Here is a 26,067-nt window from a genome sequence, read left to right as displayed (position 1 = left end):
AAACGTCAGAATTGTTCATGGCGAGGCAGGCGCTGCGACAATTCGTCGAGCAATTTCTGCTCACGCTTGTCCTCCAGCCTGCGCGCCTCGTCCATGTACCGCTGCACCAGCTTGCGCAAGCCCTCTACCCGCGCGTAGCAATCCTGCCAGGCGCTGCGCGCCCGATCCAGGTTGGCCTTGTGCCATTCGAGACTTTTGTATTGCTGTGCAACCGCAACATCGAGCTGACTGAGAAAGCGTTGATAACCCAGCAGCCATTGTCCGGAAACCCCGGCGCTGCCGCGCTCCAACCATTGCTGCTGATAATCCTGACGAAACTGGTCAAGCTCCTGCAGCTTGTTGTTGGCAAGGTTGACCTGCCCCTGGAAGTGCCCAAGGCGCTGGGCGGCCGTTCGCTCGGCAGCTTCTGCCATCTCGACCACCGGCGCCAGACGCGCCGCTCGACTCTGGGCCATGGCTTATCAGCCGCCAGGAGCCGGTGCGAAGATCGACGCCAGCGCCTCGCTGCTGCCTTGCATGCTTTCATTGTCACGCAGCCCCTGACGCTGGTAGCGCACCAGTACCGGATGCAGCGCAATGGCCATGTCCGTCTCGCGATCGCCGCCCGCTACATAGGCACCCACACTGATGAGATCGCGGGTCTGCTGATAGCGCGACCACAACTGTTTGAAATGCTGCGCACGCGCCATGTGCTCGGGGCTGACCACTGCGGGCATGACCCGGCTGATGGACGCTTCAATATCAATGGCCGGGTAATGCCCCTCTTCGGCCAGACGCCGGGACAGCACGATGTGACCGTCGAGTACACCACGCGCCGAGTCGGCAATCGGGTCCTGCTGGTCATCACCCTCAGACAGCACCGTGTAAAACGCGGTGATCGAACCACCGCCTGCCTCGGCATTGCCGGCGCGCTCCACCAGCTTGGGCAAACGGGCGAACACCGAAGGCGGATAGCCCTTGGTGGCTGGCGGCTCGCCAATGGCCAGCGCGATTTCACGCTGAGCCTGAGCAAAACGTGTCAGGGAGTCCATCAGCAACAGGACATTCTTGCCCTTGTCACGAAAGTATTCGGCGATTCGCGTGCAGTACATCGCGGCACGCAAACGCATCAGTGGCGCATCATCGGCTGGCGACGCGACGACCACAGAACGCTTCAGGCCCTCCTCGCCGAGGATGTGCTCGATGAACTCCTTGACCTCACGGCCCCGCTCACCGATCAGGCCGACGACGATGATGTCCGCCTCGGTGAAGCGCGTCATCATGCCGAGCAGCACACTCTTGCCCACACCAGTACCGGCAAACAGCCCGAGACGCTGACCGCGGCCCACCGTCAACAAACCGTTGATGCACCGAATGCCGACATCCAGCGGCTGACTGATAGGGTCACGCTTGAGCGGGTTGATGGTCGGGCCATCCATCGGCACCCAGTCCTCGGCCTTGATCGGCGAGCGACCATCCAGCGGGCGCCCGGCACCATCAAGCACCCGGCCCAGCATACTCATGCCCATCGGCAGGCGACCGGTATCGGCCAGCGGCACGACGCGCGCGCCAGGTGCGATGCCGGCCACGCTGCCGACCGGCATCAGAAACACCTTGCCGCCCGAAAACCCCATTACTTCGGCTTCGACTTCCACCGGATGATGACTGTCGTCATTGATGACCACACACCGGCTGCCCATTGCCGCGCGCAGGCCCTCGGCCTCAAGCGTCAGACCCACCATGCGCAGCAGACGGCCTTCCACTACGGGCTGGGCTGGCAGGCTGATCGACTCGGCATAGGAACCGAGGCGCTTGCCAAAACTGGTGCGATCAAGGCGCATCGAGCGTGTCCGCGTCAGAATGGTCAGCGTTGGGCGCTTTACCTGGCGAGGCCTCCAGATCAACACTCAGATCGGCCGCCGCAGGATGGGTCAACTGTTCGTGCAACTGGTCGTGCATCTTGGAAATTGCCAGGGCGATGCGTGTCTCGACGCTGGCGTCGATACGGCTATGCTCGGTTTCGATCCGGCAACCGCCCGGCAGCAGGTCTTCGTCTTCGACGATTTTCCACGACTCTTCGTGACGTTCACGCATGGCCTTGACCAGCAGAAAGTCCTGAGGGTTTATGAAGATTCGCAGATTCTGCGCGCCCATCGGCAATAGCTTGAGTGCATCGCGCAGGACGCTGGCGATCTGCCCGGAATCAGTGACCAGCTCGCGCTGAATCACCTTGCGCGCGATGTGCTCGACCAGGTGAATGACAGCCTTTTCGATCTGGGTGTCCTGCTCGGCAATGGGTTCCAGCAGGTGCCCCATCAGTTGCTCGAGGCTGGCGACCTTCGCGGCAAGCACGACTTCAGCCTCTTGTCGGACCTTGAGCTGGGTGCTGTGAAAGCCTTCTTTTTCGCCCGTGGCAAAGCCTTCGTTCCAGGCTTCCTGGCGGATGCTTTCCAGCTCTTCCAGGGTCAGTGGCTGGACTTCCTCCAGCGGCACTTCTTCCATCTCGGCCGGTTCGTCGACCAGCTCGGGCTCCGGTTCAGGTTCGGGCTCCACATGTGGATCGAAGCTGGGCAGCGACCAGATGTCGAGCAGCCCGGCGTCCTTGGCGCGAATGAGGTCGCTGGCCGATTCTTTATTGGAACTGGACATGAGTCGGCTGAATCCTTAGATCATTTCCTCGCCACCCTTGCCACCGAGTACGATCTCGCCGGCCTCGGCCATACGACGCGCAATGGTGAGGATTTCTTTCTGGGCGGTTTCCACATCGCTGACACGTACCGGACCTTTTGCTTCCAGGTCGTCGCGCAGCAGCTCGGAGGCACGCTTGGACATGTTCTTGAAGATTTTTTCCTTGATCGCTTCGTCCGAGCCCTTGAGCGCGAGTACCAGCACGTCCGAGGATACTTCGCGCAGCAGCGCCTGGATACCGCGATCGTCCACGTCGGAAAGATTGTTGAAGACGAACATGAGGTCTTCGATCTGTACCGAAAGGTCTTCGTCGACCTCGCGAATCGAGTCCATGAGTGCGCCTTCGATGGAGCTATCGAGGAAGTTCATGATATCGGCCGCACGCTTGATACCACCCAGTGTGGTACGCGACGTGTTGGCGTTACCGGAGAACTGCTTCTCGAGAATCTGGTTCAGTTCCTTGAGAGCCGCTGGCTGTACGGTGTTGAGCGAAGAAACGCGCAGGATGATATCCAGACGGACCTTGTGGTCGAAATGCCCAAGCACTTCGCCCGCCTGGTCGGCGTCGAGATAGGCAACCACGATAGCCTGAATCTGCGGGTGCTCGAAACGGATCACGTCGGCAACGGCACGTGGCTCCATCCACTTGAGGCTGTCCAGACCGCTGGTATTGCCACCCAGCAGGATCCGGTCGATCAGGCCGTTGGCCTTGTCCTCGCCCAGTGCCTGGGTCAGCATCTTGCGTATATAGCCGTCGGAACCGACGCCAAGGCTGGTCTGATCGCCGACGATGTCGACGAACTCGCTCATCACCTCTTCGACCTGCTCGCGATGCACATTGCGCATCTGCGCCATCGCTACGCCCACTTTCTGGACTTCCTTGGGGCCCATGTGCCGGAGCACCTGGGCCGCATCGGTTTCGCCCAGCGAGAGCAACAGTACAGCCGCTTTTTCAACTTTGGAGAGTTTGGCTACCATGGCTCGTTCATTCATCAGTGTTGATCCACTCTTTCACAACCTGAGCCACACGGCCAGGATCCTCAGCCACCAAACTCTTGATTGCATTCAGCTGTGCGTCATAGCCTTCGGTCGGGCTCGGCAGCAGAATGCTCTGCGGGCCGCCCAGGCTTACGCGATCGTTGGACAGTTCGCCGTCCAGACCGCCCATGCCACCCAGTTCGGCGTCGCCACCGAAGCCTGCCAGTTCCTTGCGCTTGCCGTTGGTGATGTTGTTCAACACCGGGCGCAGTACACCGAACACCAGGATCAGGATGAAGATAACGCCAACAGCCTGCTTGACGATGTCCCAGAACCAGGGTTGCGAATAGAACGACGCTTCAGGCAGCACTTCAGCGCGTTCGCTGGAGAACGGCACGTTGATCACGCTGACACTGTCACCGCGGCTGGCGTCAAAACCGACGGCATCCTGTACCAGACGCGTGAAGCGAGCCAGATCCGCCGCGCTCCACGGAGCACGGGTGACTTCACCATTGGCCGCGTTGGTCTTGACCATGTCATCGACCACTACCGCGACCGAAAGACGGGTCAGACGGCCCTGCTGCTGCTTGGTGTGACTGATCGAACGGTCCAGCTCAAAGTTCTTGGTCGATTGCACGCGCTTGTCGGCCGGGTATGGCGCCAACGCGGGCTGACCGGTTGCCGGGTCCATGATCTGCTGACCATTGGCGTCCAGCAGGGGCTGGCCTGGAGCGATAGGACCGGCGGCACCGGCAGCACCACCTCCTGCAGTTTGCGGAGCCGTTGCCGGGCCGGGCGGCTGGTTGCTCAGCGCCCCTGGAACGCCGCCCGAGCTTGAGCTGCTGGAGCGTTGTTCATTGACCGACTGCTCACTACGCAAGGCAGGCTGGTCAGGGTTGAAGCTTTCGGCAGTCGATTCGACAGCGCTGAAATCAACCACTGCCGAGACTTCGGCCTTATAGCGGTCATTGCCCAGAATCGGCTGCAGAATGTTCTGCACGCGCTGGGTCAGCATGCTTTCCATGCGACGGCTGTAGTCGAACTGCTTGCCGGCCATGGTCAGTTCGGAGTTTTCCGCCTGATCGGAAAGCAGAGCGCCCTTCTGGTCGACGACAGTAATCTGCGACTTGCTTAGCTCGGGAACACTGGTGGCCACCAGGTTAATGATGGCCATGACCTGACTTGGCTCCAGCGAACGACCGGCGTACAGCTCGACCAGTACAGAAGCGCTTGGCTTGCGGTCGTCGCGGACGAACACCGAGCTTTTCGGAATGGCCAGGTGCACACGGGCACCCTTGACGTTGTTCAGCGCAGAAATGGTACGCGCCAGTTCACCTTCCAGGCCACGACGATAACGCGTGGCTTCCATGAACTGACTGGTGCCCAGGCCCTGATCCTTGTCGAGGATTTCGAAGCCGATGTTGGCGTCGTTCTGTACCACACCCGCCTGCGCCAGCTGGATACGCGCACGCTGCACGTCATCGGACTTCACCAACAGCGCACCGGAGTTCGGCTCGACGGTGTAGTTGATGTTCGCCGCAGTCAGGGTGTCCATGATCTGCTTGCTGTCCATGCCGGCCAGACTGCCATACAGCGGACGGTAGTCAGGCTGCTGGGACCAGAGCACCACGGCGAAGCCGATGGCCACGCTCGCGGCAAGACCGACCATAAGGCCGATCTGACGCAGCATGGTCATTTCGGAAAGATTTTCCAGAAAAGACATACCGAACAACGGTTTTCTTTCGGAAGCGTCCGCTCTTGCAGGAACGGTATCAGCAGCTGCTTCGGCCATGACTCAGTACGTCCCTTAAACCGGCATCTGCATGATGTCTTGATAAGCTTGAACCAGCTTGTTACGTACCTGGGTCAACGCCTGAAAAGACACGCTGGCTTTCTGCGACGAAATCATGACGTCGGTCAGATCCACGCCGCTCTTGCCGACTTCAAATGCATTGGCCAACTGACTGGACGCCTGCTGGGTCTGCGCGACCTTGTTGACGGCTTGCCCAAGCATGTCAGCGAAGCTGCTGGCACCGGCTTCCTGCGCACCGGACACGGGCTTGGGTGCAGACATCGCATCCATCTGCATGGCCCGCATATCCAACATCAAGCGATTAAATTCAACACCTTGGCTCATGGACATATCTCTCGTAAGGCCCGCAAATTTTTGACACTGATTCAGCGGGTACAGAAGGTATAGCAACAACGATGCCAGCTAGATGGCGGCGATTTGCCACACCGCATGAATGCATCATGTCGCTTGACACGAGGTCACGCCGGACTGCCCGTATTTACTGGGCGCCGGGTAATTTCAGGTTTGCATCACAGCAAAAATTATTCAGTGACCGCTGATCGGGAGTAGCGATCAGCGTTCCGTGTTCATGTGGCAAACAGATAGGCTTCCACATCCATTCCGGCGTCACGCATCTGCGCCAGCTTGTAACGCAATGTACGCGGGCTGATACCCAGGCGCTCCGCAGCCTCCTTGCGACGTCCCCGTTCAGAACGCAGGGTATCGATGATCATCTGAAACTCGTGACGCCTGAGGTCATCGCCCAGTGCGCCGGCAGATTCCGGACTTACGCCGGCACCGGCATTCTCCGCCACGGTTGTGACAGTCATAGCCGCTACAGCCTCAACGGGCGCAGCAACGGGCAGGCTGGTGACCGGCCCGGACAGACAGAAGTCCTGCGCCTGAATTACCCCGCCCTGCTGCAGAATCAAGGCGCGCTGCACAGCGTTATCCAGCTCCCGCACGTTGCCGGGCCACGGATAGCTCACCAGACACTGCTGCGCTTCGGCGGAAAGACGAACCGGCGCGTGCTTCATTTTATTGACGTGCTTGGCCAGCAGCCGCTCGGCCAACGGCAGAATATCGGCAGTCCTTTGACGCAACGCCTGCCATGCCAGTGGAAATACCGACAGGCGATAAAACAGGTCTTCACGAAAGCGCCCCGCCGCCACTTCACCTGCCAAATCGCGGTTGGTGGTTGCCACTACGCGAATGTCCAGAACGATCGGCTTGCGCGCTCCCACGCGTTCGACTTCGCGCTCCTGCAGTACACGCAGCAATTTGGCTTGCAGCCCCAGAGGCATCTCGGAAATCTCGTCCAGCAGGATCGTCCCGCCGTCCGCCTGTTCGAACTTGCCAGCCTGCGCCGCTATGGCACCGGTAAACGAACCCTTTTCATGACCGAATAACGTGGCTTCCAGCATATTGTCCGGAATCGCTGCACAGTTGATCGCAATAAAAGGCTTATCGGCACGCGGCGAGTTTTGATGAATGAACCGCGCCAGAACCTCTTTACCGGTCCCGGATTCGCCGGAAATCAGCACGGTGGAGTCGCTTTTCGCCACGCGGCTGGCCAGGTTCAGCAACTGGATACTGGCAGGTTCGACGGCAATCGGTCCGTCGCGCTCGGCAGGCTCCAGACGACCCAATGCATGCCGTCCAACCAGCGCGATCAGTGCCTTGGGCTCGAAGGGTTTGACCAGGTAATCCGCAGCTCCCTGGCGCATGGCATCGACCGCGCGCTCGACCGCGCCGTGCGCGGTCATCAGCAGCACCGGCAATTGCGGATGACGACTGCGTAACAGACTCAGCAACTGGTGGCCGTCCATGCCCGGCATGTTGACGTCACTGATCACCAGACTGAATGGCTGCGCCTCGGCAGCTACCAGCGCTTCTTCGGCGGAACCGACCGCCTGATAGCCATAACCGGCCAGCTCGAGGGTTTCCCCAAGCGCTTCCCGGAGCGAACGGTCATCCTCGACCAGCAGCACATTGATCGGCATCAGTTATTACCTGTCGGACTGGAAGCCGGGATCAACGGCAGACTGATAATGGCGCAGGTACCACGGCCGACCCGCGACAAATAATGGACGCGCCCCTGATGCGCACGCGACACCGCTGTCACCACGGCCAGACCAAGCCCTGTGCCGGTGGTCTTGGTGGTAAAGAACGGCTCACCGATGCGCGCCAGCCCGGCCTTGTCAATGCCGCTGCCGTTATCGCTGAAGCAGATCCGCAGTACATTGCCGCGGCTGTAGGCGTGAATTTTCAGCAGCGTCCGGCCCGCGCTGGCCTGGACGGCGTTTTCAATCAGATTGAGCAGTGCACCGACCAATGTGTCGCGATTGCACAGCAGCTCGCCATCGATACTGTCGCACTGCCAGCGCACTGACACACCCTGAACATGCGTCGCAGCAGCATTCTGCAGCGCCTGAAACAGAGCCCCGGGCGTCAGGCGATCTGTCAGCGGCAGCTCGCCCCGGGCGAACACCAGCATGTCGCGAACCTGATGCTCCAGCTCATGCAGACGATCCTTGAGCCGCGCGGCGAAACGCTGCTGGGTTTCCACCGGCAGCTCCTGCTCGGTCAAATGGCTGGCGTAAATCATGGCGGCCGACAGCGGCGTACGAATCTGATGCGCCAGAGAAGCAACCATACGACCCAGCGAAGACAGGCGCTCGTGACGGGCCAGCTGTTCCTGGAGATGACGGGTTTCGGTCAGGTCATTGAGCAACACCAGTTGCCCCGGCTCGGCATCCAGCGAGCGCGTGGCAATGGAAAGCCTGCGGCCATCCTTGAGCGAGACTTCGTGGCCATCGTCCTCGCGGGGTGCGAAGCAACGGCTGATCACGTGCCGCCAGAGCATGCCCAGCAGCGGCTGCCCGAGCAGATCGATGGCAGCGGGATTGGCCTCGCGCACGACGCCCATGCCATCAATGACGATTACTCCGCCGGGCAGCAGATCGAGCAGATTCTGCAGGCGATTGGCCAGGCGTTCCTTTTCCGCCAGCTCTTGAAGGCGCTGGGCTCCGGCATAAGCCAGCTCGCCCTTGAGTTCGGTGACACGCGCTTCAAGCAAGCCATAGGAATCGGTCAGTTGCTCCGACATTTGATTGAACAGCGAGAATGCCTGCTCAAGCCCCTGACGACTTTCCAGCTCCGGGGAGTACTGAGCCTGAACAGATAGGGCGGAAGTCAGTTGGGCGGCCTGGGACATGATTCATCTCTCTCGTGGCGAACCGTCAGTAAACGGTGTGTTAAGAGAGACTTAGCAATCCCCGTGCCTAAAAAAAACCCCTGAAAAATCAGGGGCTTGGTTTTTGGCACAAAAAACCGGCGTCAATCATCTGCCTGTTCATCGCCCTCGCGACGGCTCATACCGTACTTGCGCATCTTCTCGACCAGCGTGGTACGACGAATACGCAAGCGCTCGGCAGCGCGGGCAACGATACCGTTGGCATCGTCGAGCGCCTGCTGAATCAGGCCCTGCTCCAGACCACCGAGGTAGTCCTTCAGATCGAGCCCTTCGGGCGGCAGCATCGCGCCGGAAGCGAAGTTCGGCGTGTTGCTGTTGATCGCTACACGCTCTTCGATCTCGCTGCGCATGCTGTCGACCATCTGCTCGTCTTCATCGTCGACATAGCGAAACTTCTTGGGCAGCTCGGCCACGCCGATCACGCCATACGGGTGCATGATCGCCATGCGCTCGACGAGGTTGGCCAGCTCACGAACGTTGCCCGGCCAGGCGTGGCGACACAGCGACATGATGGCCGCGGAGTTGAAGCGAATCGAACCGCGCTTCTCGTGCTCCATCCGCGAAATCAATTCGTTCATCAACAGCGGGATGTCTTCGACACGCTCGCGCAACGGCGCCATTTCGATCGGGAACACATTGAGACGGTAGTAAAGATCTTCGCGGAAGCTGCCCAGCTCGATCATGGTCTCGAGGTTCTTGTGCGTCGCGGCGATGATTCGCACATCAATGCTCTGCGTCTTGTTGCTGCCCACACGCTCAAAAGTGCGTTCCTGCAGGACGCGCAAAAGCTTGACCTGCATCGGCAGCGGCATGTCGCCGATTTCGTCAAGGAACAATGTACCGCCGTTGGCCAGCTCGAAGCGGCCGGCACGGCTGGTGATCGCGCCGGTAAACGCGCCCTTCTCGTGTCCGAACAGCTCGCTCTCGAGCAGTTCAGCCGGAATGGCACCGCAGTTGACCGGTACGAACGGCGCATCACGACGCTTGGAGTGATAGTGCAGGTTACGCGCAACCACTTCCTTGCCGGTCCCGGACTCGCCAAGGATCAGTACGCTGGCATCGGTGTCGGCGACCTGCTGCATCATCTGCCGGACGTGCTGAATCGCGCGGCTGGTACCTACCAGACTGCGGAACAGGTTCGGCTCACGATGACGACCGCGCTCACGGGCCTGGTCGTACATCTCGCGATAAACCTGGGCACGGTGCAACGAGTCGAGCAGCTTGCTATAGCTGGGTGGCATTTCGAGTGCGGAGAGGACTCGCCTGCGCAAATCCTCGGGCAGCTCGACAGAAGAATTTTCGCTCATCAGCAGCACGGGAAGGAACTCATCCCATGCTGCGATGGTCTTAAGGAGCCCTTGCAGGCTGCCCGGCGCGTTTACGCTACCGACCAGTACGCATAGCACTTCTCGCGAAGACGCCAGAGAGCCGACCACCTGCTGCCAGTCCTGACTGGAACAGGAGAGATTTTCTTCGCCAAGAAAATTCAGGATCACCGCCAGATCCCGGCGGCGCTGGCTATCGTCATCGATTAGCAGAATCTTGATTTCACGCCACATGCAATAGCAACTTCCCTAGTCAACTCAATGCCCATGATTGGGGGGCAGCTTGGCTTCTCAGCTGTATAAACCATGAGACGCCAGAAAATAGTAAACATCACTAGTTAAGTCAAAAAAACGAACACAGTCAAATTTATGGCGAAATTCTTATCGAACAATAAAAATGACAATTAAACATTAACCAAACAGATGGTATACCTTCGTCGCGCTCTTCGCATTCTGGATTTGAGTCATTTCTTCGACAACCGCTTGACGCGCACCGGTTGCAACATCAATCAGTTGCCTGTAGACACCCAATAGCTCCTCAAGGTTGCTGCGCAGTGCAGGTTCGTCATCGGGCGCTTCACTGACCACCGCGTCGACACACTCGCGACACGCAAGGTCAAGCTTGACGATAGCCTCCCAGTCACGCTCGGCCAGCGCTCCTACCAAGGCTTCCCGTGTTTCTTCGATACGCTTGAGCGCAGCACTCATTATTGTTCTCCTCAGGCCAGCAGATTATTGCACGGTGCCTATAGCGTCCCAGCCTTCCTTGACGGTGATCAGCAGACCGGCGACTTCATCGAGTATCTTCTGATCATTGCGAGCGTTGGCTTCCGCCAGGCGCGTCATCATGTAGTGATAGAGGCTGTCCTGCCTGACCAGCGCGTCGCTGGGCGTATTTTCCAGATCCAGGCCCTCACGCAGCCCACCGACGATGCCGATGGCCTTGCTGATGAACACGCCCTTGTTGGCGATATCCTTGCGGGCCATGGCGCCCTTGGCCTGAGCGATGCGGTCGAGACCGCCCTCCATCAACATCTGCACCAGACGATGAGGGCTGGCTTCCGAGGTCTGAGCCTGGGCGCCGATTTTCTGATACTGCCGCAACGCTAACATCGGATTCATAATGGGCCTCGTAACAAATCCAGAATACTGATACTCAAGCTATCGACGCAGTGCCCGGAAACTTTAGCCCAAAAGCAAGAACCCGACACAGGGTCGGGTTCTTGGCACTTCGGTAAAAAGAACTTACGAAGCGTTTTTCTGGGCGTTCATCGCCTCAAAGATCGACGTGATACTGCTAGCGGTCGCCTTGAGCTGCCCAACGACCAGGTCCATGGCGTTGTATTTCTTGGTCAGGGTTGCCGTCAGACTCTCGATACGACGGTTGAGGGCCTCCTGATCACTGGCTGTACGTGCCTGTATTTTATTGAGGCTGGTTGTCTTGGTGGCCAAAACGCCGTCAGCCTTCGTATAGGGCAGAAGCGCCTTGTTCATGCGCGAAATCAAGCCATCCGAATTGTTGGTGCCATCGGCTTTTGTCGTACCGGTAAACATCGCCTGGATCTGACTGCCCAGCTTCTTGTCACTCAATGCTGTGGTCAATTCAGCCGTGTTCAACGACAACTTACCGTCAGCCTGCTGAGTCTTGATCCCCAATTGCGCCAGGGAGCTGAGACCCGCATTCGACGTAGCCGTTGAAATCTGGTCGCGTATTGTTGCCAGCAACCCACGCGGCGTGGAGTCGCCGGTCAGCGCAGCGGCCTTGTAGTTGCCCTCACTGTCGGTAGTGCCCTTGGTCAGGGACGAAACCAGCGTCACCAGCGTGTTGTAGGAGTCGACGAAGGACTGCAAGGACGTCTTCAGGCCATCGGTGTTGGTGGCTACCGTGACCGTGGTCGATGCCGAAGCAGCAGAGGACGCGCTAGGTGCGACCAGTTCGAAGGTGAGACCGGAAATTGCCGTGCTCACGGTATTGGTCTTGCTGGTCAGACTCAGACCATCGACCGTGAACTCCGCATCGCCGGCAATTGCAGTGATCGCGCCGGCACCACCAATCGGCTTGCCGTTGGCGTCATTACCGGTACTGGTGGCGCTCATCAGCTTTGTACCATCGATATTCAGCGCTTCCTGACCGGAACCGCCTACGACAGAGATGTCACTGCCCGCGCCGGTGGTCGTCGAGCTGAACACCAGCCTGGAGCCGTTGTTATCGTTGATAATGTTGGCTGTGATGCCTTTACCCTGGAGCGTCGAGTTGATCTTGTCGCGCACTTCCGTCAACGTCGAGGTATTGTCGATCTTCACATCATAATCAGTGCCATTCTGAGTGATTTTCAGGGTACCACTCGGAATGGCACTCGCCTGCGTCGAACTCAGCGAGGCAGTAGCAACCTTTGAAGGTGTTGCCAGCTTGCTGATGTTAATAGCATACGTACCGTTGACCGCAGTGTTGCTGGCAGTTGCCTTGACTACCGCTTCGTTGGCAGACGTCGCAGCAAAGCCCTGGAAGGCAGGCGTGGTGGAGCTGGCCAGAGTGTCCAGTGTTTTCTGGAATGCAGCCAGTGCCGACGTCAGCTGACTGACACCCGAAAGTGATGCAGTGGTAGAGGCGGTCTGCTTGTCGATCTGGTTTTGCTTGGGCGCCTTCTCGGCACCTACGAGGCCTTCGACGATGGCGCCGATAGCCAGACCGGAACCAATACCATTTGTAGATGTAATAGGACTTGCCATGGTGCTTCTCCCTTCAAGAATGCTGCGGGGTTTGCCGCCCTTTCAAAAGGCGAATGACCCGACAACACATACCGTACCGGTGATCAGGCTCTGGCGCGGAACAACAAACTGTTCGCATCACTCAGGCTATCGGCCAGTTTCAGGATTTCTGCATTAGGAATTTGTCGAACCACTTCACCAGAATCACTCGCAATCACTTTGACAATGACTTTGCCAGAATCTTCGTCGATCGAAAACTCGAGATTGCGTTTGACCGAATGAAAAAATTTCTGGATGTCCTCTGCCGCGGCTTTGACTTTAGCATCGTCATTGGAATCATCCTTGTGCAGATCGGAGCCTTTACTTTCCGCCGTGGCGGCAACACGCTTGACTGATGGCGTGTCGGCAGGCTTGTCAACTGACGTGTCGGGCACAGGGGCCTGGCTCGCCGGCTGAACGGCCGGATAAGACAAGTTCAGTTTCACACTCATATCCATGACCATCACCTCCGAAAGTAAAAAAGCGAGAGAGCGCTATCAAGCACTCCCCCGCTAAAACTCATGCCGATATTACTGAAGCAGTTTCAGTACAGCGGATGGCAGCTGGTTAGCCTGAGCCAGAACAGAGGTGGAAGCCTGTTGCAGGGTCTGTTGCTTGGTCAGCTGTGCAGTTTCAGCAGCGAAGTCGGTATCTTGTACGCGACCCAGTGCAGCACTGGCGTTTTCGTTGATGTTCTGCAAGTTGGAGATGGTGCTGGTCAGACGGTTTTGCGAAGCACCGAGGTCAGCACGGGTGGAGTTGATGGTCTGCAGAGCCGAGTCGATAGCGGCCATTGCGCCAGAGAAAGCAGCCTCTGCAGCGGCACTGTCAGAACCGGCGATCGAGATGGCCGAACCGACACCCAGGGTGTTTGCGTCAAAGCTTGCGCTCAGAGTCAAAGTGATCTGGTTCGACGCGCCAGAGTTGGAACCAACCTGGAAAGTCATGGTGCTGGCAGAACCGTCGAGCAGGTTCTTGCCGTTCAGGTTGGTACTTTGAGAGATACGGGTCAGTTCCGAACTCATCGCGGTGAATTCTTTGTTCAGCGCGTCACGGTCGGTAGAGCTGTTGCTGTCGTTTCGCGACTGAACAGCCAGTTCACGCATACGCTGCAGAATGTTGGTCGACTCTTGCAGCGCGCCTTCAGCGGTCTGAGCAAGGGACATACCGTCGTTGGCGTTTTTGATCGCCATTGTCTGACCGCGGATCTGCGAAGTGATCTTGGTAGCGATTTGCAGGCCAGCAGCGTCATCTTTAGCGCTGTTGATTTTCAGACCGGAAGACAGACGAGTCATCGAGGTCGAAAGAGCGTCGGAGGCGCGACCCAGGTTCTTCTGGACGTTCAACGATGCTACGTTGGTGTTTACTGTTAAAGCCATGATGAATTCCTCGTTGGTTTGGTACTACGTGGCTTCCGGCCCCTGCAAGCGCCGGGTGTGCCTAGAGAACCTTCGTAATAGTTATCGTCGCAATGGCAGGTTGCTTGAGCGTTTTTTTTTAATATTTTGCCATCACACGGCCACCCCTTATAAAACAAGGGCTTAGGCCATAATCACGCGACTGGAAAGAGAGAAATTCATCAACAACAGAAAGAGGGATCAAGCGAGGGCGTAGCGTAGCGAAGTTCAAAGTGTGACGTGGATCACTGTTTAATTTAAAAACGCCTGGGGCATAAATCCACAGGCGTTCTTTAATCAGGCTGTATGCATTCAGCCTTTATAGATAATGGCGGAGCCCCAGGACAGCCCCACACCAAAACCACTCAAGGCGACGCGCTTCCACGAAGAGCCCAGTACGTGCTTTTCAATCAGCAGCGGAATGCTGGACGAAACGGTATTGCCGGTCTCGACCATGTCCTTGAGAAACTTCTCGGGCTTGTCTTCGAAACGGCGCGCGACAGCGTCGACGATGGCGGCACTGCCCTGGTGGATACAGAAGGCATCGATATCGTCAGGGGTCAGATCAGACTCGGCCAATAGCTCGTGCAGATGCGCTGGCACTTTCAACAGTGCGAAATTGAACACTTGGCGACCGTTCATGAAGAAAACGCCGTTGCTGACCTTGAGGTGTGGCGCTCCGGAACCATCGGTACCGAATTTCGCCTTGCCCAGCTGCCATTCCGCGTCCTCACCCATCCAGGTGGCCGTCGCCGCGTCACCGAACAGCATGGTGGTGTTGCGATCTTCCTGATCGACAATTTTCGAATACGGGTCGGCAGTGATCAACAGGCCATTTTTCAAGCCTGCCGCTTCCATGAAGCCCTTGATCGCATAAATGCCATACACATAGCCGGAACAGCCCAGCGATATGTCGAATGCAGCAACGTTGGTCGACAGCCCCAGCTTGTCCTGAACGATGGCTGCAGTATGCGGCAGCCCCTCCTCGTCACCGTTCTGAGTGACGACGATCAGCACATCGATGCTGTCGCGCTTGAGCTGCGGGTTATTGGCGAACAACGTGTTGGCTGCCTCAACGCACAGATCCGAGGTTTCCTGGCCGGCGTCTTTGCGCGGCAGGAAGGTGGAGCCGATTTTCCCAAGGATGAATTCTTCATCCTTGCCGAATTTGGCGCCTTGAGCGTAGTTATCAACACCTGCAACAGGCACGTAACTCGCTATGCTTTTAATGCCAATCATCATGGCTTCCCGATGAGTAAACAGGTCATTTTTCGTCCCGATGAAATCGGGGCGCTACCGAATAGGGGTGATTTACGGACATTTTCAGGGCGCTTGGCAGGTTAAAGCAAGTCAGGCGCATGTCGCTCCCTGTAAAACAATACAGTGGAGATGCACTTTATGACCCGCAGGTCACTCCCGTCTGCCTGCTTTACGAAAATTTGCGTCGAAGGAATCTGCACTTGATCCTGGCCAACGGTCCCCTGCGAAGAGGCCTTCCAGGCGACAAACCGGCCGCGAAGCAGCCGGTTTTACGAGGGTGGACGACTCATCCAGCTAGAGTGAAGCCCTGGCCGTCGAGACCCAGATTGACGTTGTAGGCCTCATCCTGCGCGAACTGCGCTGACCACTTGTCCATAAGTGCATCGCGCGCCTGCTGCGGAGCATGCACCACGCCGGAATGCACCACCTGCACATGCGGCGTCCATACAGTCAGATAACCTGCCTGCGCAGTCTTGAGGCACAGGTCGACATCGCCGAGCGCCTCGGCGAAAGCCTCTTCATCCAGACCGCCCACTCCGTTGTAAAGCTCTTTGGCGATCATCAGGCAGGCCGATGACACGGCAGAATAATTCTGCTCGACCACCAGGCGCTGCATGTAACCGGTGGACGTCTTCGGCTCGCCGACAAAGCCCGAACCCACGCAGCCATTCAGTCCCAGCACCAGACCCGCCTGAGTCACGGCGCCTTCGCCATCCACCAGCTTGACGCCTACCACGCCCACTTCCGGACGTTGCGCCTGATTGAGCAGTGATTCGATCCAGCCGACATTGACGATCTGGCTTTGCGCATCCACCAGCACAAGGTATTCGCCGGTGGCTTCCTGGCTGATCAGATTGCACAGCGCTGCCGGGCTCATGCGCTGCTCGGCGCGGAACACACGCACGCGACCCGAAACCTGCTCTTGCCTGTCGAGCCAGGTCGACAGTTCGGCAGACGTGCTGGCATTGTCGCCGATCAGTACTTCGTAACGCGGATAGCGGGTCCGTTGCAGGATGCTTTGCAGACAGCGTTGCAGCTCCGCCAGGTTGTCCTGGCTGTGCAGCAGAATCGAGACCACCGGCCGATGGGCGTGGCGATAATCGATCTTGTAAGTGCCAGGCTGTGCCGAGCTGATTTCTGCCTGATAACCGCGCTTGCCAAGGTGGCGTTTGAGCGCTTTCTGTTCGTCCGGATTGTCTTCCAGCTCTGGCGCGTCGCAGATCAGCACCGGTTCGCTCAGATGAGCAAGACCGCTCATGCCGCCCTCCTCGATCAAGCGCAACAACAGGTCGAACTCCAGTGCTTTGGGGAATTCGCGCGAATAACCACCCGCCTCGACCAGCAGGTCACGACGAATCAGCCAATGCCGCGCCATCAGGGTCGGCAGGCTTTGCAGCAAGTCCAGATTGAAACCGGGACGGAACACCGGGGCCAGCGTGCCATTGGCTTGACGCTGAATCTCGTCTACCGCGACAGCCCGGCACTGTGCTGCGTCGACCAACTCGGCACTGGCCAGCAGCAGACCGCTGCGGGTGAACTCTTCACCGACCTGCGCCAGCATCAGCCAGTCGCTGGGTGACTGCTTGACGACCTGATTGATCCTGTCCACGTAATTGCTTTCGGTGACCTTCACGAAATGCAGGGTGTTGTGCGGCGTGGTCACTGCCGGCAGTTCTCCGGTAGTAAACACCACCACCTTGAAGGCCTTGTAATGACTGTTGATCAGGCTGTCGAACGTCGCCTGCAGCTTGAATATGTCGGCTTCCAGATCCAGCAGCAAAATACCGATCTGCGACCCGGCCGGTTTATTGGCGAGTTTCTCACTGATTTTCTTGAACGCTTCAGGTGTCGGATCACGCGAATCGAGCCAGTTGAGCAGCCGGCCGGACGCCATACCGTCGAGCAGTCGACCGTTGTCGAAACCGGAAGCGGCCTGCAGGCGCCGGGACCAGGCCGAAAGAAGCTCGATCTGCTTCTCGCTGTCCTTGTCGTCCTTGCTGTGGCCAAGCTCTTTAACCAGACTCTGCACGACACCAAGGTTGAAGGCGTAGGTTTCGTAGGCGTACCACAGACGACTGAGTTTCGGCTCAGCATCCGGATTGCTTTGCTCACGCAGTAACTCCGCCTGTTTGAGCAGTGCTGCCTCAAGCCCTTCCATCTGCAAGCGGCCTGCCGGCATGACATGGATGAGGAATTCGATTCTGGCCAGCTCATCGAACAGCGGCTGGTTGTAAAACGGCATCTCGACGAACTGGCGAGGCTCGAACAGCGCATCGGACTGCTCAAGGGCAACATTCCAGACCGCGCTGATGATTTTTTCATCGCCCTGAAAGCCCTGTGTCTTGAGGCGCTCAGCCATGGCGGCGAGCCCGGCGAGGATCTTTTGCACGCCCTGCACGCCTTCGAGACCCGAGCCTTCGCCGATCAGCGCGATCATCCCCTCGGCAAACGACTCGCGGGCCGCTCTGGCTTTGGGGTCACTGTGCTTGACCGCTGCGGCAATGGCCGCACCGTGGCGTAGCTCCGCGTCCTTGCCCGGCGTGAAGTGCAACGCATACGGAATTGGCAGGATGCGCAGGCGTGCAGCGGCAACCAGGTAGTTCATGTGGCCTATTTCCTGCCAGTGCGGCTCGGTGCCTTCGGCAACCGAAGCGAACCACTGCTGCGCCAGTTCAGTGCGGGTCACGGCACTGAACAGCGACAGGCCTTCGCTCATGAAACTCAGCACCCGCTCGCCGACATCGTCTGACGCATAGTCTTCGCAGATTTTGCGGTCGCGACGGAAATAGTCCACCTGATTGACCTGCGCCTGATAGCTCAGGCTATAACCCTGACAAGCGCCGTAAGCCGGGTTAGCTTCAAGAAAACTCAAGGCAGCGGTCAGCGCATCCGGCAACAGGAAACTGTCCACCGGAGCCTGCACCACGAAGGGTGTGGTCACCTGTTTGAGACCTTCGGCGATCCTGGCGCTGTGGTTGCTGTTCGCCCATTCGGCGCTCTGCACGTAATGCAGACCAGACGCACCAGCGATCTCTGCATCAGGCTGAGCCGATGCGTCGACCACCACCACGTTGCACGGAAAGCTGCTGTAATACTTCAACGCGCGACGCAGGAAATCAGGCTGGTCCTTGGCCATCAGCAACAGGGTCAGACGCTGATTCAGCGCAGTGTGTTCATTTCCCGAATGGCTTTGCATGATCTTTCCTTATAACGAATCGATTGCGCCTTCAACCCGCAATGGGCGTTGAAGCAGGAGCGTAGCGTGGCGGCACCCGCGAGCAAGCCGCTGGTGCATGTTCAAACGAACGGGATCAGTCCGGCAACCAGCCGTTGGCCCAATATTGCAGGTTTTCGCCGCGCAGCATGAAGTCGCGTAACACCGTCTCGCGCAGTTCGTCGCCCATGCGGTAGCTGGCATTGGGGTCGGACAAGTGCATGCGGATTGCCTGCAACCATTCTTCAGAGCTGTTGGTGTACACGCGGGTGGCTGGCAGATGACCGCGGTAAGCTTCGGTGTCGGAACAGATGACCGGGTAACCACATGCGCCGTATTCCAGCAGCCTGAGGTTGCTCTTGCAGTCGTTGAAGATGTGGAATTCCAGCGGCGCCAGCGCCAGATCGAGGTTCAGGCTGGCGAGCTTGGCTGGGTAGGTCTTCAGGCTGACCGCCGAATGGAACTCGTGGATGTAGGGCTTGAGCAAATCAGGGCACATGCCGAAGAACACCCACTCAACTTCGTCGGCCAGTTCGCGCACCACGTCGACAATCAGCTCCAGATCACCGCGATGGCTGGTACCGCCCCCCCAACCGATACGCGGCTTGCCAGAACTGCGGCGCTGACTTCTGAGGTTGCTCCACAGATGGGTCGCCAGCATGTTCGGCACCACCCGGATATCGGTGTGCATGGTAGACAGCACTTCGGCCAGCGGGTGGGTCGATACCACCACACGGTCACACAGGCCTATGCCCTTGCGCAGCATGGCGGCGATATTGTCGGGCATGTTGCGCTTGTGCTCGTTTCGCTCGGGGACATCGGCAATGTAATCGTCGAGCTCGAAAATGCGCATGGCACTGGAATAGTTCTTTGCCATTTCTATATCCGGGACTTTTGCTTCGGTATAGCGGCCCTGAAAAACAATGACATCTGGCGACTGGCGCTCTATCTCGACCGGCGTTGCCGTTTCATAAGTCATTCGGCCAACCACCCGCCCGGCGCTCATCAATTCCAGCAGCGGCTGGCTGACGCGGTAATGGCCGACTGCCGAAGAGTTGACCGCCATGCCCAGGATGGAAGGCAGATGACGGGTGCAGAAAGGGTTCCAGCCTGCCAGCAGACCAGGGTCAAGGGAGAACGACAGCACTTCATTGAGATGCAGGTTGGGGTTGTACGCCTGATCCCTCGCCATCTTCGGCAGCCATTTCTGGAAGAATGACTTCTGCTCGTTATCGAGTACCTGACGAGACGCCTCGTTACGCTCAGCGGCAGCGGGCTCGGCCAGTAGCAGCGACGAATCCGGCGTACCCACAATCAGATAGCCCTCGCGCCCGACGCGCATGCACAGGTCCAGATCCTGCAAGCCTTGAGTGAAGGTCGCAGCCTCCATCTCGCCCGCGCTGTCGAACACGTCCTTGCGCACCATCAGGCAATTGCCACTGACCGCGCTCCAGTTCTGCGTCAACTGCAGACGCTGCATGTAGCCGCTCGCACTTGCCGGGAAATTGATGAAGGGTCGACCCGCCAGGCCGTCCATGCCCATGACCATGCCGGCGTACAGAATAGTGCCTTGCGGATTGAGGATACGCGGCCCGACGATGCCGACTTCCGGGCGCTGGGCATGGTTGAGCATCCCTTGCAGCCAGTCGGCTTGATGAATCATGGCATGCGGGCTGAGCATCAGCAGGTAGTCGCCCCTTGCTTGCCGCGCAGCATGGTTCTGGGCCGAGGCTTCGCTGCCAGCTTCAGACAACGAGAAAATCCGCAGTTTGTCGCTCCCCAGCTGGCTCATTGCCGCGAACCATGCCTGGGCATCGGCACCTTCACTGGCGTTGTCGACGATCAAGACTTCGTAATTCGTGTAGGTCGTGTTGCTCAGCAGGCTGTCGACGCAGCGCTCCAGATCGCCCAACTGATCCCTGGCGGTGATGATGATCGACACCAGCGGCAGCGACGGATGAACGTACTCGATGCGGTTCAGCAACGGCAACTGATCATGGTGAATTACATGCTCCCTGCCGATACGTGTCAGGTGGGCCGATACCACCGACTCGTTGTGTTCAATGACCTGCGGCAGTGACAGCCAGTCGGCAAACGCCAGGCGGGATTCGACCTGCACTTCGGCAATGTGCTCGATAGTCTGCGGACCGGCACCCTCGACCAGACGCCAGATAACGTCGTGCGGGGCCAGCTCGTCGTGAGCCGGATCGAAACCGCCCATGTCGAGCAGATTGCGGCGTTCGAACGCCAGCGCGCGCCCGACGTAAGGATAAGCACGCAGCAAATCCAGATTGAAACCAGGCTTGAAAATCGGCTCTCTGGACTCGTCGTCGACCAGTGCCCCTTCATCGCTGTAGACACACAACAGCCCGGAGGTCTGGGCGACACGCTCAGCCAATACCAGCAACGCGGACTGAGTCAACCGGTCGCCGGCACGCAGTAGATAAACCCAGTCGGCGCTGTCCAGCAACGGCAAGACTTCGTTCAACTGCTGCGACCAGTCCGGCTGCAGGGAAAAGCGCAGCACTTGCGGGTCATCGACGCTGGCATTGGTGAGTACCACCACCGAGTCGGCGAGGTAATCCTGTTCGGCAATGCTGCGCAAGGTGATGTCGAGGCCTTCGGCGTCACCGTCAGGATCGATGATCACCGGGACGATGCGCGGCTGCCAGGCCCAACTGCCAATGCGTTGCTCAAGCAGCTTCTTTTGCGGGACGGAAAACCGTCGGCAGGACAACCATTCAGCGTAAAGCTCGGCATAGCTTTCACTGTTGCTGCCGACCCGACTCATCATGATGCCTTGACGCCCGGCCATCACCCCGTAGAGACCGACTTCGTCCCACTCGCGCGGTTCTTCCATTGCACTGCGTAACGGCAGGAAACGCACCCAACCCTGCGCAGGTGCATCTTCGCCGCTGCGTGCCTTGAGCATTTCGTTCAGCCAGCCCCGTTCGGTGGTGGCCTTTTGAAGCATATCCACCTGACTGCTGAAGCGCCCGGGATACAGTCGCTCGGTACTCTCGACGTTGTGCAGCACGATGAGATTGCCGCGACGCAGCAGGCAGATAAACAACGTGAAATCCAGCAGCGCGACAAAGCCCTGCCCCGGCACTGCGAGGGACGGCAGGTATTCCAGCACATCGGCGCGGCGCATCAGCGCACCGCTGAAACCGCCCAGGTAATTGCGCGGCGTCCGCTCGAAAATCGCCAGCATGTCCTCACCCTTGAACACAGCGTCGTAGGGCACCAGACCGACGTTTTCCATGCGCGCGGGCAATACATAATCGTCGATATCCACCAGATGGCGTTTGCTGACCACCAACTGAACATCTTTGTAGGCATCAAGGGTCTGCGCCTGATGCGCGACGCACCAGGTGTAGAGGCGATCGTCATCGCAGAGAAACTTGATGTACTCGCCAGCAGCCTCTTCCAGGCATTTGAGCAGATTGCCCTGAAAACCGAGGCGCTGAGGGTTGCTTACGTAACGCGCACGGTCGCTCCCCAGAGGGACCAGCTCGTCAAAAATCGTTTTAATCTCATTGGTACGGCAATCGTCACAGACGATGATTTCGAGATTGTCGTAAACCTGGTTCAGCGCACTTTGCAACGCATCGCGGAAGAACCGTGGATTGAAGGCGGGAATGACGATACTGACAAGGGGAGCTGAATTCACTGGTGCAGACTCGTGAGCGGTGGAGAGCCAGTCAGTCGAAAGGCCCTCCTCACCGCTGAAAAAAGACGGTGGATGCTCAACGTCAGGGTTCAAAGCTGACTGAACAGGTTCAACTTGGACAGCATGGTGAATACCTGCTGGGAAGCGTCCAGCATGGTCTTCTGCAACGTCAGGCGAGTGGTCGCCTCTACGATGTCGGCGTTCACATAGGTGCCCTGCTCGACCGTATTATTGCCTTTGAGCAGATCGTTGGTCGTCCCTTGAGCAGTTGCCGCCAGCTGACGAGCACCGCCATTCGAACGCGCCGTGGACGCCTGCTCGATGCTGCTACTCATGTTGCCCAGCGCGGAAGTCATTGATGCGCTCAGTTTCTGCGAAGCCACCAGATTCCCGTCCGCTGGCGTCGACAAGGCTTTGATCGCCGCTGTCAGTGTATTCAGGATGTTCTCGGTCTGGTGAGTGCCAGATTCCACAAGGAACTGATCACCGGCGGCAGGTGTACCGCTGATATTGAAGTTGACCCCTGAAGCATTGGCGGTTGAACCGCTCATCGTCCCGCTGGACACCGGCTTGCTGCTGCTGGTCAAGGGCGCAGCATACAGATCGTAATCGGTCGGGCTGGTGAACTTGAGAATCGCACCGTCCGTAGGAAAGGTGTTGTTGAACGCAGTACGGTCGGCCGCCGAGTTACCTACAACCGAGCTACTGACCGTAGCGGTAGAGGTATTGCCGGCGCTGCGCGAGGTGGAAACGCTGTCTGGCGTCGAAGCCAACTGATAGGTGCGATTGGCGAGCGCGGCATCGGCCGTGGCGCTGGTGGCTTTGTCAGCGGCGGTCAGGTTGACGTTGAGGGTCAACTCGACACCTCTGAACGTGAACGTCTGAGCATCGAACGAGCCGTTGCTGAACTTGCCGCCAGAAGACGCCTCACTGCTCACATCGGTGCCAGTGGCATCGGTGATCTTGAACTGCGTACCGCTGAGGAACGTCAGCGTGTAGGGTTCGCCGCCTTGATAATTCGAGTTATAGGTGGGGGTAGACGTCACCAGGCCGCCACTCAAACCGATCTTGCCATCATCGGTCGCAGGAGAGACCAGCGTCGAAGACGTACGCGTGGCGTTGACCGCTTGCTCGAACGCTTCAAAACCGGTGGTATTGCTGGCCATGACCAAGCCGTTGCCCACGGCGAGGTTGACGCTGGTCTGATCGCCCTTGTAGCTGTAAGAGCCGTCGGCATTCTGCGAGTAAGGCGGCGTAGAGGCCTTGGAGCCGGCAAATATGTATTGACCGTTCGGGTCCTGGCTGTTCATCAGCCCCAGAATCTGACTCTGATATTGCTTGAGCGCAGCGGCCTTGGCCAGGCGGTCGGAATCAGTCAATGCACCGTTACTGGCTGATACGATCTCTTCGCGAGCAGCCTGCATGGTATCGACGATGCTGGTCAGTGCCGTCTCGGTATTGACCACATTGGTATTGATCGTACCGATGTTCGCCTCGTACTGGGTCAGCATGGAGTTCTGCTGAGTCAGTTGCAGGACCCGGGATGCACCCACAGGATCATCGCTCGCCGTATTGAGCTTGATGCCGCTGGAAACCTCTTCACTGGTCTTGTTGAGGTTTGAATAGTTACGCTGATAGTTGGCGTTCGTGGCTTCGTAGAACTGGGTAGTCGAGATACGCATGGCTCACGATTCCTTAAAGGCTGTTGATCAGCGTGCTGAAAATGGTTTGTGCCGCCTTGATGATCTGCGAAGAGGCGGTGTAGTACTGCTGGTACTTGATCAGATTGGACGCTTCTTCATCGAGCGAGACGCCCGAGACCGAATCACGTGAAGCCTTGGCCTGACCGACAACGGCGGCAGTGGCCGTGACATCGTTCTTGCCCTGGCTCGCCAGTGTACCGACCACGGAAACCAGATCCGCATAAGAACCGGACAGGCTGGTGCCCACGCTACCATTGGTAGCGCCGACGGTCTTGGCCGTCTGCAAACCGACCACGGCCAGGGCGTTGCGGTTATCGGACGAGCCGGCACCGGTCATTCCGATGCTGAACGTGTCGTTGGCAACCGGAGAGCCGGAAATGGTCATTTCCAGCTCAAACGCAGTTTTGCTGCTCGGCGTCGTGGTGGTATCGGTGTAGCCAATGCTCAGTTTGAGCTTATTGGACTGCCCCTGAATGATCGAACCGCCGACAGCATTGCCGTTCTGGTCGAGCACTGCGCCACCGCTGGCATTGAGCAGCGTGTAGCTCTGCACGCCGGTGCTGCTGACCGCGCCCATCACCAACTTCATGGGTGCGGAATTTTTGACCGCGTTACGCAGGTCGGCGGTCTGGGTGCTGTTGTAAATATCTGACTTGGTGTTCAGCACCGGCTGGGTAAAACCACCAGTCCCGGAGTTGCTGGTACCCGCCGTTGCCGTCAAGGGTGCAGCAGCTGCAATGTCCTTGGCATCGGTCAGGACCACCGATATTCCGGAAGCGCCGTTGCGTGTCGGAGTCACCTTGAAAATGTCACCGGCCGCCAGCGTATTGCCGTTGAGACTGACGCTGAAACCCTCGAACTGCTTTGGCGGGTTGTCCGCGAGCGAACCGGTACCCACGCTCTCGCCGTTCGGCAGACGCCGCACGGTGAAGTTGGAAGCGTCATTGAAGGTAACTTCGTAATCATCAGCGGTCAGCTTGCTGGTGTCACCGATGGTCACGTCCAGGTTGCCTGAACCGGCGCTGTTGGTGGTCTTGCCGATGCTGCGCTGGGTGATGGCGTCAGCGCTGTTGATACTGGAATAAAGGTTCGAGCCGAAATTGCCCTTGCTGTCGATACCCTGGCTCATCTGGCTGTTGACCTGATCAGACAGCACCATTGCCGTGCGGCCCAGCTCGTTGGCCGCAGGCACCAGCACTTCGCTGCGATAACGCAGCAGACCGCCGATCGAGCCGCCCGTAACGACCGAGCTTACGTCAGTCTGGGTCTGACCGTAGGCTATCTGTACGTTGTACTGCAGCGGGTCGGCCGCGCTGGGGGCGGTCGACATCTTGTACGCCGTCGAACCGCTGACCAACGCTTGCCCGGTGCCGGTGTAAACGTCGTAGTTGCCGTTGTTTTCAGACACTTTCACACCCACCAGCTCATTGAGCTGACGCACCGCTTCGCTACGCGAATCGAGCAGTGTGTTGGGCGTGCCGTTGCCTGCCGATGCCTGAGTGATTTGTTTGTTCAGGCTCGCCACCGTGTTGGTCAGTTCGTTGACCTGGGTGGTGAAGTTAGCAAGCTGGGCATTGACGTTGTCGTTCTGTGAAGACAGCTGTGAAGCGATCGAGTTGAACCGCGCACTCAATGCGTTCGCCTGAGTAAGGAACGAGGAGCGATCTGACGACTGCGTCGCATTGGTGGCAATGCCCTGCATCTTGGTGAAAAAGTCAGACAGTTGCGTGGCAATACCCGTCGCACTGTCCGACAGCAGCGTATCGGTCTTGCTGGCCTGACCGGAATAGGCGACAGCGTCCGCACTGAGGGCGGTCGTGGTTTGCAATTGGGTGTCCAGGTAGCTGTTATAGATGCGACGCACATCCGACAGCGTTGTACCCGTGCCGATGTAGCCGGTGCCCTGACCCAAGGCAATCTGCGCCGACGCCGTGGTCAGCACCTGCTGACGCGAATAACCAGCAGTATCCACGTTGGCCGTGTTGTTACCGATGGTGTTGATCGCGGCACTGCTGGCATTGATACCTGAGAGCCCAATTGAAATCAGCGACATG

19 protein-coding genes are annotated in these 26,067 nt (G+C 58.4%); all 19 read right to left on the bottom strand.

Going from position 1 to position 26,067, the window contains the following annotated elements; genetic code table 11:
• Positions 1–5: 5 nt before the first annotated feature.
• Entirely contained in the window at positions 6–455 is a 450-nt protein-coding gene (gene fliJ, locus BLR20_RS13535; RefSeq protein WP_010427998.1) for a flagellar export protein FliJ, read from the bottom strand.
• Between the two features lie 6 nt (positions 456–461).
• Positions 462–1,820: a flagellar protein export ATPase FliI gene (gene fliI / locus BLR20_RS13530; RefSeq protein ID WP_010428000.1), complete on the bottom strand. Its 1,359-nt coding sequence runs from the start codon at positions 1,818–1,820 to the stop codon at positions 462–464.
• Positions 1,810–2,628, bottom strand: coding sequence for a flagellar assembly protein FliH (gene fliH, locus BLR20_RS13525; protein WP_054994007.1), 819 nt, complete (start codon positions 2,626–2,628; stop codon positions 1,810–1,812). Before fliH ends, fliI begins: the two co-directional genes overlap by 11 nt.
• 15 nt (positions 2,629–2,643) lie before the next feature.
• The gene (gene fliG / locus BLR20_RS13520) at positions 2,644–3,660 is read right to left on the bottom strand and encodes a flagellar motor switch protein FliG (RefSeq protein ID WP_010428004.1); all 1,017 of its coding nucleotides are present in this window, start codon (positions 3,658–3,660) and stop codon (positions 2,644–2,646) included.
• The gene (fliF, locus tag BLR20_RS13515) at positions 3,653–5,437 is read right to left on the bottom strand and encodes a flagellar basal-body MS-ring/collar protein FliF (protein ID WP_032611911.1); all 1,785 of its coding nucleotides are present in this window, start codon (positions 5,435–5,437) and stop codon (positions 3,653–3,655) included. Before fliF ends, fliG begins: the two co-directional genes overlap by 8 nt.
• Before the next feature lie 15 nt (positions 5,438–5,452).
• A complete protein-coding gene (gene fliE / locus BLR20_RS13510) occupies positions 5,453–5,782 on the bottom strand; it encodes a flagellar hook-basal body complex protein FliE (protein WP_003344011.1) in 330 nt (109 codons plus the stop codon).
• Positions 5,783–6,024: 242 nt separating this feature from the next.
• Positions 6,025–7,440: a sigma-54-dependent transcriptional regulator gene (locus tag BLR20_RS13505; protein ID WP_054994006.1), complete on the bottom strand. Its 1,416-nt coding sequence runs from the start codon at positions 7,438–7,440 to the stop codon at positions 6,025–6,027.
• Entirely contained in the window at positions 7,440–8,654 is a 1,215-nt protein-coding gene (locus BLR20_RS13500; protein WP_054994005.1) for a sensor histidine kinase, read from the bottom strand. The genes BLR20_RS13505 and BLR20_RS13500 overlap by 1 nt, the downstream gene beginning before the upstream one ends.
• A 122-nt stretch (positions 8,655–8,776) precedes the next feature.
• A complete protein-coding gene (gene fleQ / locus BLR20_RS13495) occupies positions 8,777–10,252 on the bottom strand; it encodes a transcriptional regulator FleQ (RefSeq protein ID WP_010428010.1) in 1,476 nt (491 codons plus the stop codon).
• 177 nt (positions 10,253–10,429) lie between these two features.
• Positions 10,430–10,726 carry a flagellar protein FliT gene (fliT, locus tag BLR20_RS13490; RefSeq protein WP_010428012.1) on the bottom strand — a complete coding sequence of 99 codons (297 nt, stop codon included), beginning with the start codon at positions 10,724–10,726 and terminating at the stop codon, positions 10,430–10,432.
• Between the two features lie 24 nt (positions 10,727–10,750).
• On the bottom strand, positions 10,751–11,140 hold the full coding sequence (gene fliS, locus BLR20_RS13485) for a flagellar export chaperone FliS (RefSeq protein ID WP_010428014.1): 390 nt from the start codon (positions 11,138–11,140) through the stop codon (positions 10,751–10,753).
• Between the two features lie 123 nt (positions 11,141–11,263).
• Positions 11,264–12,748, bottom strand: a complete 1,485-nt coding sequence (gene fliD / locus BLR20_RS13480; RefSeq protein ID WP_010428015.1) for a flagellar filament capping protein FliD — start codon at positions 12,746–12,748, stop codon at positions 11,264–11,266.
• Between the two features lie 83 nt (positions 12,749–12,831).
• Positions 12,832–13,224 carry a flagellar protein FlaG gene (locus BLR20_RS13475; RefSeq protein ID WP_010428017.1) on the bottom strand — a complete coding sequence of 131 codons (393 nt, stop codon included), beginning with the start codon at positions 13,222–13,224 and terminating at the stop codon, positions 12,832–12,834.
• 72 nt (positions 13,225–13,296) lie between these two features.
• The gene (locus BLR20_RS13470; RefSeq protein WP_010428019.1) at positions 13,297–14,145 is read right to left on the bottom strand and encodes a flagellin domain-containing protein; all 849 of its coding nucleotides are present in this window, start codon (positions 14,143–14,145) and stop codon (positions 13,297–13,299) included.
• 330 nt (positions 14,146–14,475) lie between these two features.
• Positions 14,476–15,402, bottom strand: coding sequence for a ketoacyl-ACP synthase III (locus BLR20_RS13465; RefSeq protein WP_010428021.1), 927 nt, complete (start codon positions 15,400–15,402; stop codon positions 14,476–14,478).
• Between the two features lie 307 nt (positions 15,403–15,709).
• Positions 15,710–18,619 carry a TIGR00180 family glycosyltransferase gene (locus BLR20_RS13460; RefSeq protein WP_054994004.1) on the bottom strand — a complete coding sequence of 970 codons (2,910 nt, stop codon included), beginning with the start codon at positions 18,617–18,619 and terminating at the stop codon, positions 15,710–15,712.
• A gap of 115 nt (positions 18,620–18,734) precedes the next feature.
• Positions 18,735–22,310: a glycosyltransferase gene (locus tag BLR20_RS13455; protein WP_054994003.1), complete on the bottom strand. Its 3,576-nt coding sequence runs from the start codon at positions 22,308–22,310 to the stop codon at positions 18,735–18,737.
• A gap of 89 nt (positions 22,311–22,399) precedes the next feature.
• Positions 22,400–23,992, bottom strand: coding sequence for a flagellar hook-associated protein 3 (locus BLR20_RS13450; RefSeq protein WP_032611919.1), 1,593 nt, complete (start codon positions 23,990–23,992; stop codon positions 22,400–22,402).
• Positions 23,993–24,005: 13 nt separating this feature from the next.
• The gene (gene flgK, locus BLR20_RS13445; protein WP_054994002.1) at positions 24,006–26,066 is read right to left on the bottom strand and encodes a flagellar hook-associated protein FlgK; all 2,061 of its coding nucleotides are present in this window, start codon (positions 26,064–26,066) and stop codon (positions 24,006–24,008) included.
• Position 26,067: the final 1 nt, after the last annotated feature.

Origin of the sequence: Pseudomonas congelans, assembly GCF_900103225.1 — a bacterium.
Taxonomy (GTDB): Bacteria; Pseudomonadota; Gammaproteobacteria; order Pseudomonadales; family Pseudomonadaceae; genus Aquipseudomonas; species Aquipseudomonas congelans.
The sequence above is the reverse complement of the archived record's forward strand: the minus strand, read 5'-3'. Positions and strand labels throughout refer to the sequence as shown.

Excerpts from the sequence above, each read along its gene's own strand:
- fliJ (WP_010427998.1), bottom strand. The coding sequence starts at position 455 with ATGGCCCAGAGTCGAGCGGCGCGTCTGGCGCCGGTGGTCGAGATGGCA.
- fliI (WP_010428000.1), bottom strand. The coding sequence starts at position 1,820 with ATGCGCCTTGATCGCACCAGTTTTGGCAAGCGCCTCGGTTCCTATGCC.
- fliH (WP_054994007.1), bottom strand. The coding sequence starts at position 2,628 with ATGTCCAGTTCCAATAAAGAATCGGCCAGCGACCTCATTCGCGCCAAG.
- fliG (WP_010428004.1), bottom strand. The coding sequence starts at position 3,660 with ATGAATGAACGAGCCATGGTAGCCAAACTCTCCAAAGTTGAAAAAGCG.
- fliF (WP_032611911.1), bottom strand. The coding sequence starts at position 5,437 with ATGGCCGAAGCAGCTGCTGATACCGTTCCTGCAAGAGCGGACGCTTCC.
- fliE (WP_003344011.1), bottom strand. The coding sequence starts at position 5,782 with ATGAGCCAAGGTGTTGAATTTAATCGCTTGATGTTGGATATGCGGGCC.
- BLR20_RS13505 (WP_054994006.1), bottom strand. The coding sequence starts at position 7,440 with ATGCCGATCAATGTGCTGCTGGTCGAGGATGACCGTTCGCTCCGGGAA.
- BLR20_RS13500 (WP_054994005.1), bottom strand. The coding sequence starts at position 8,654 with ATGTCCCAGGCCGCCCAACTGACTTCCGCCCTATCTGTTCAGGCTCAG.
- fleQ (WP_010428010.1), bottom strand. The coding sequence starts at position 10,252 with ATGTGGCGTGAAATCAAGATTCTGCTAATCGATGACGATAGCCAGCGC.
- fliT (WP_010428012.1), bottom strand. The coding sequence starts at position 10,726 with ATGAGTGCTGCGCTCAAGCGTATCGAAGAAACACGGGAAGCCTTGGTA.
- fliS (WP_010428014.1), bottom strand. The coding sequence starts at position 11,140 with ATGAATCCGATGTTAGCGTTGCGGCAGTATCAGAAAATCGGCGCCCAG.
- fliD (WP_010428015.1), bottom strand. The coding sequence starts at position 12,748 with ATGGCAAGTCCTATTACATCTACAAATGGTATTGGTTCCGGTCTGGCT.
- BLR20_RS13475 (WP_010428017.1), bottom strand. The coding sequence starts at position 13,224 with ATGGATATGAGTGTGAAACTGAACTTGTCTTATCCGGCCGTTCAGCCG.
- BLR20_RS13470 (WP_010428019.1), bottom strand. The coding sequence starts at position 14,145 with ATGGCTTTAACAGTAAACACCAACGTAGCATCGTTGAACGTCCAGAAG.
- BLR20_RS13465 (WP_010428021.1), bottom strand. The coding sequence starts at position 15,402 with ATGATTGGCATTAAAAGCATAGCGAGTTACGTGCCTGTTGCAGGTGTT.
- BLR20_RS13460 (WP_054994004.1), bottom strand. The coding sequence starts at position 18,619 with ATGCAAAGCCATTCGGGAAATGAACACACTGCGCTGAATCAGCGTCTG.
- BLR20_RS13450 (WP_032611919.1), bottom strand. The coding sequence starts at position 23,992 with ATGCGTATCTCGACTACCCAGTTCTACGAAGCCACGAACGCCAACTAT.
- flgK (WP_054994002.1), bottom strand. The coding sequence starts at position 26,066 with ATGTCGCTGATTTCAATTGGGCTCTCAGGTATCAATGCCAGCAGTGCC.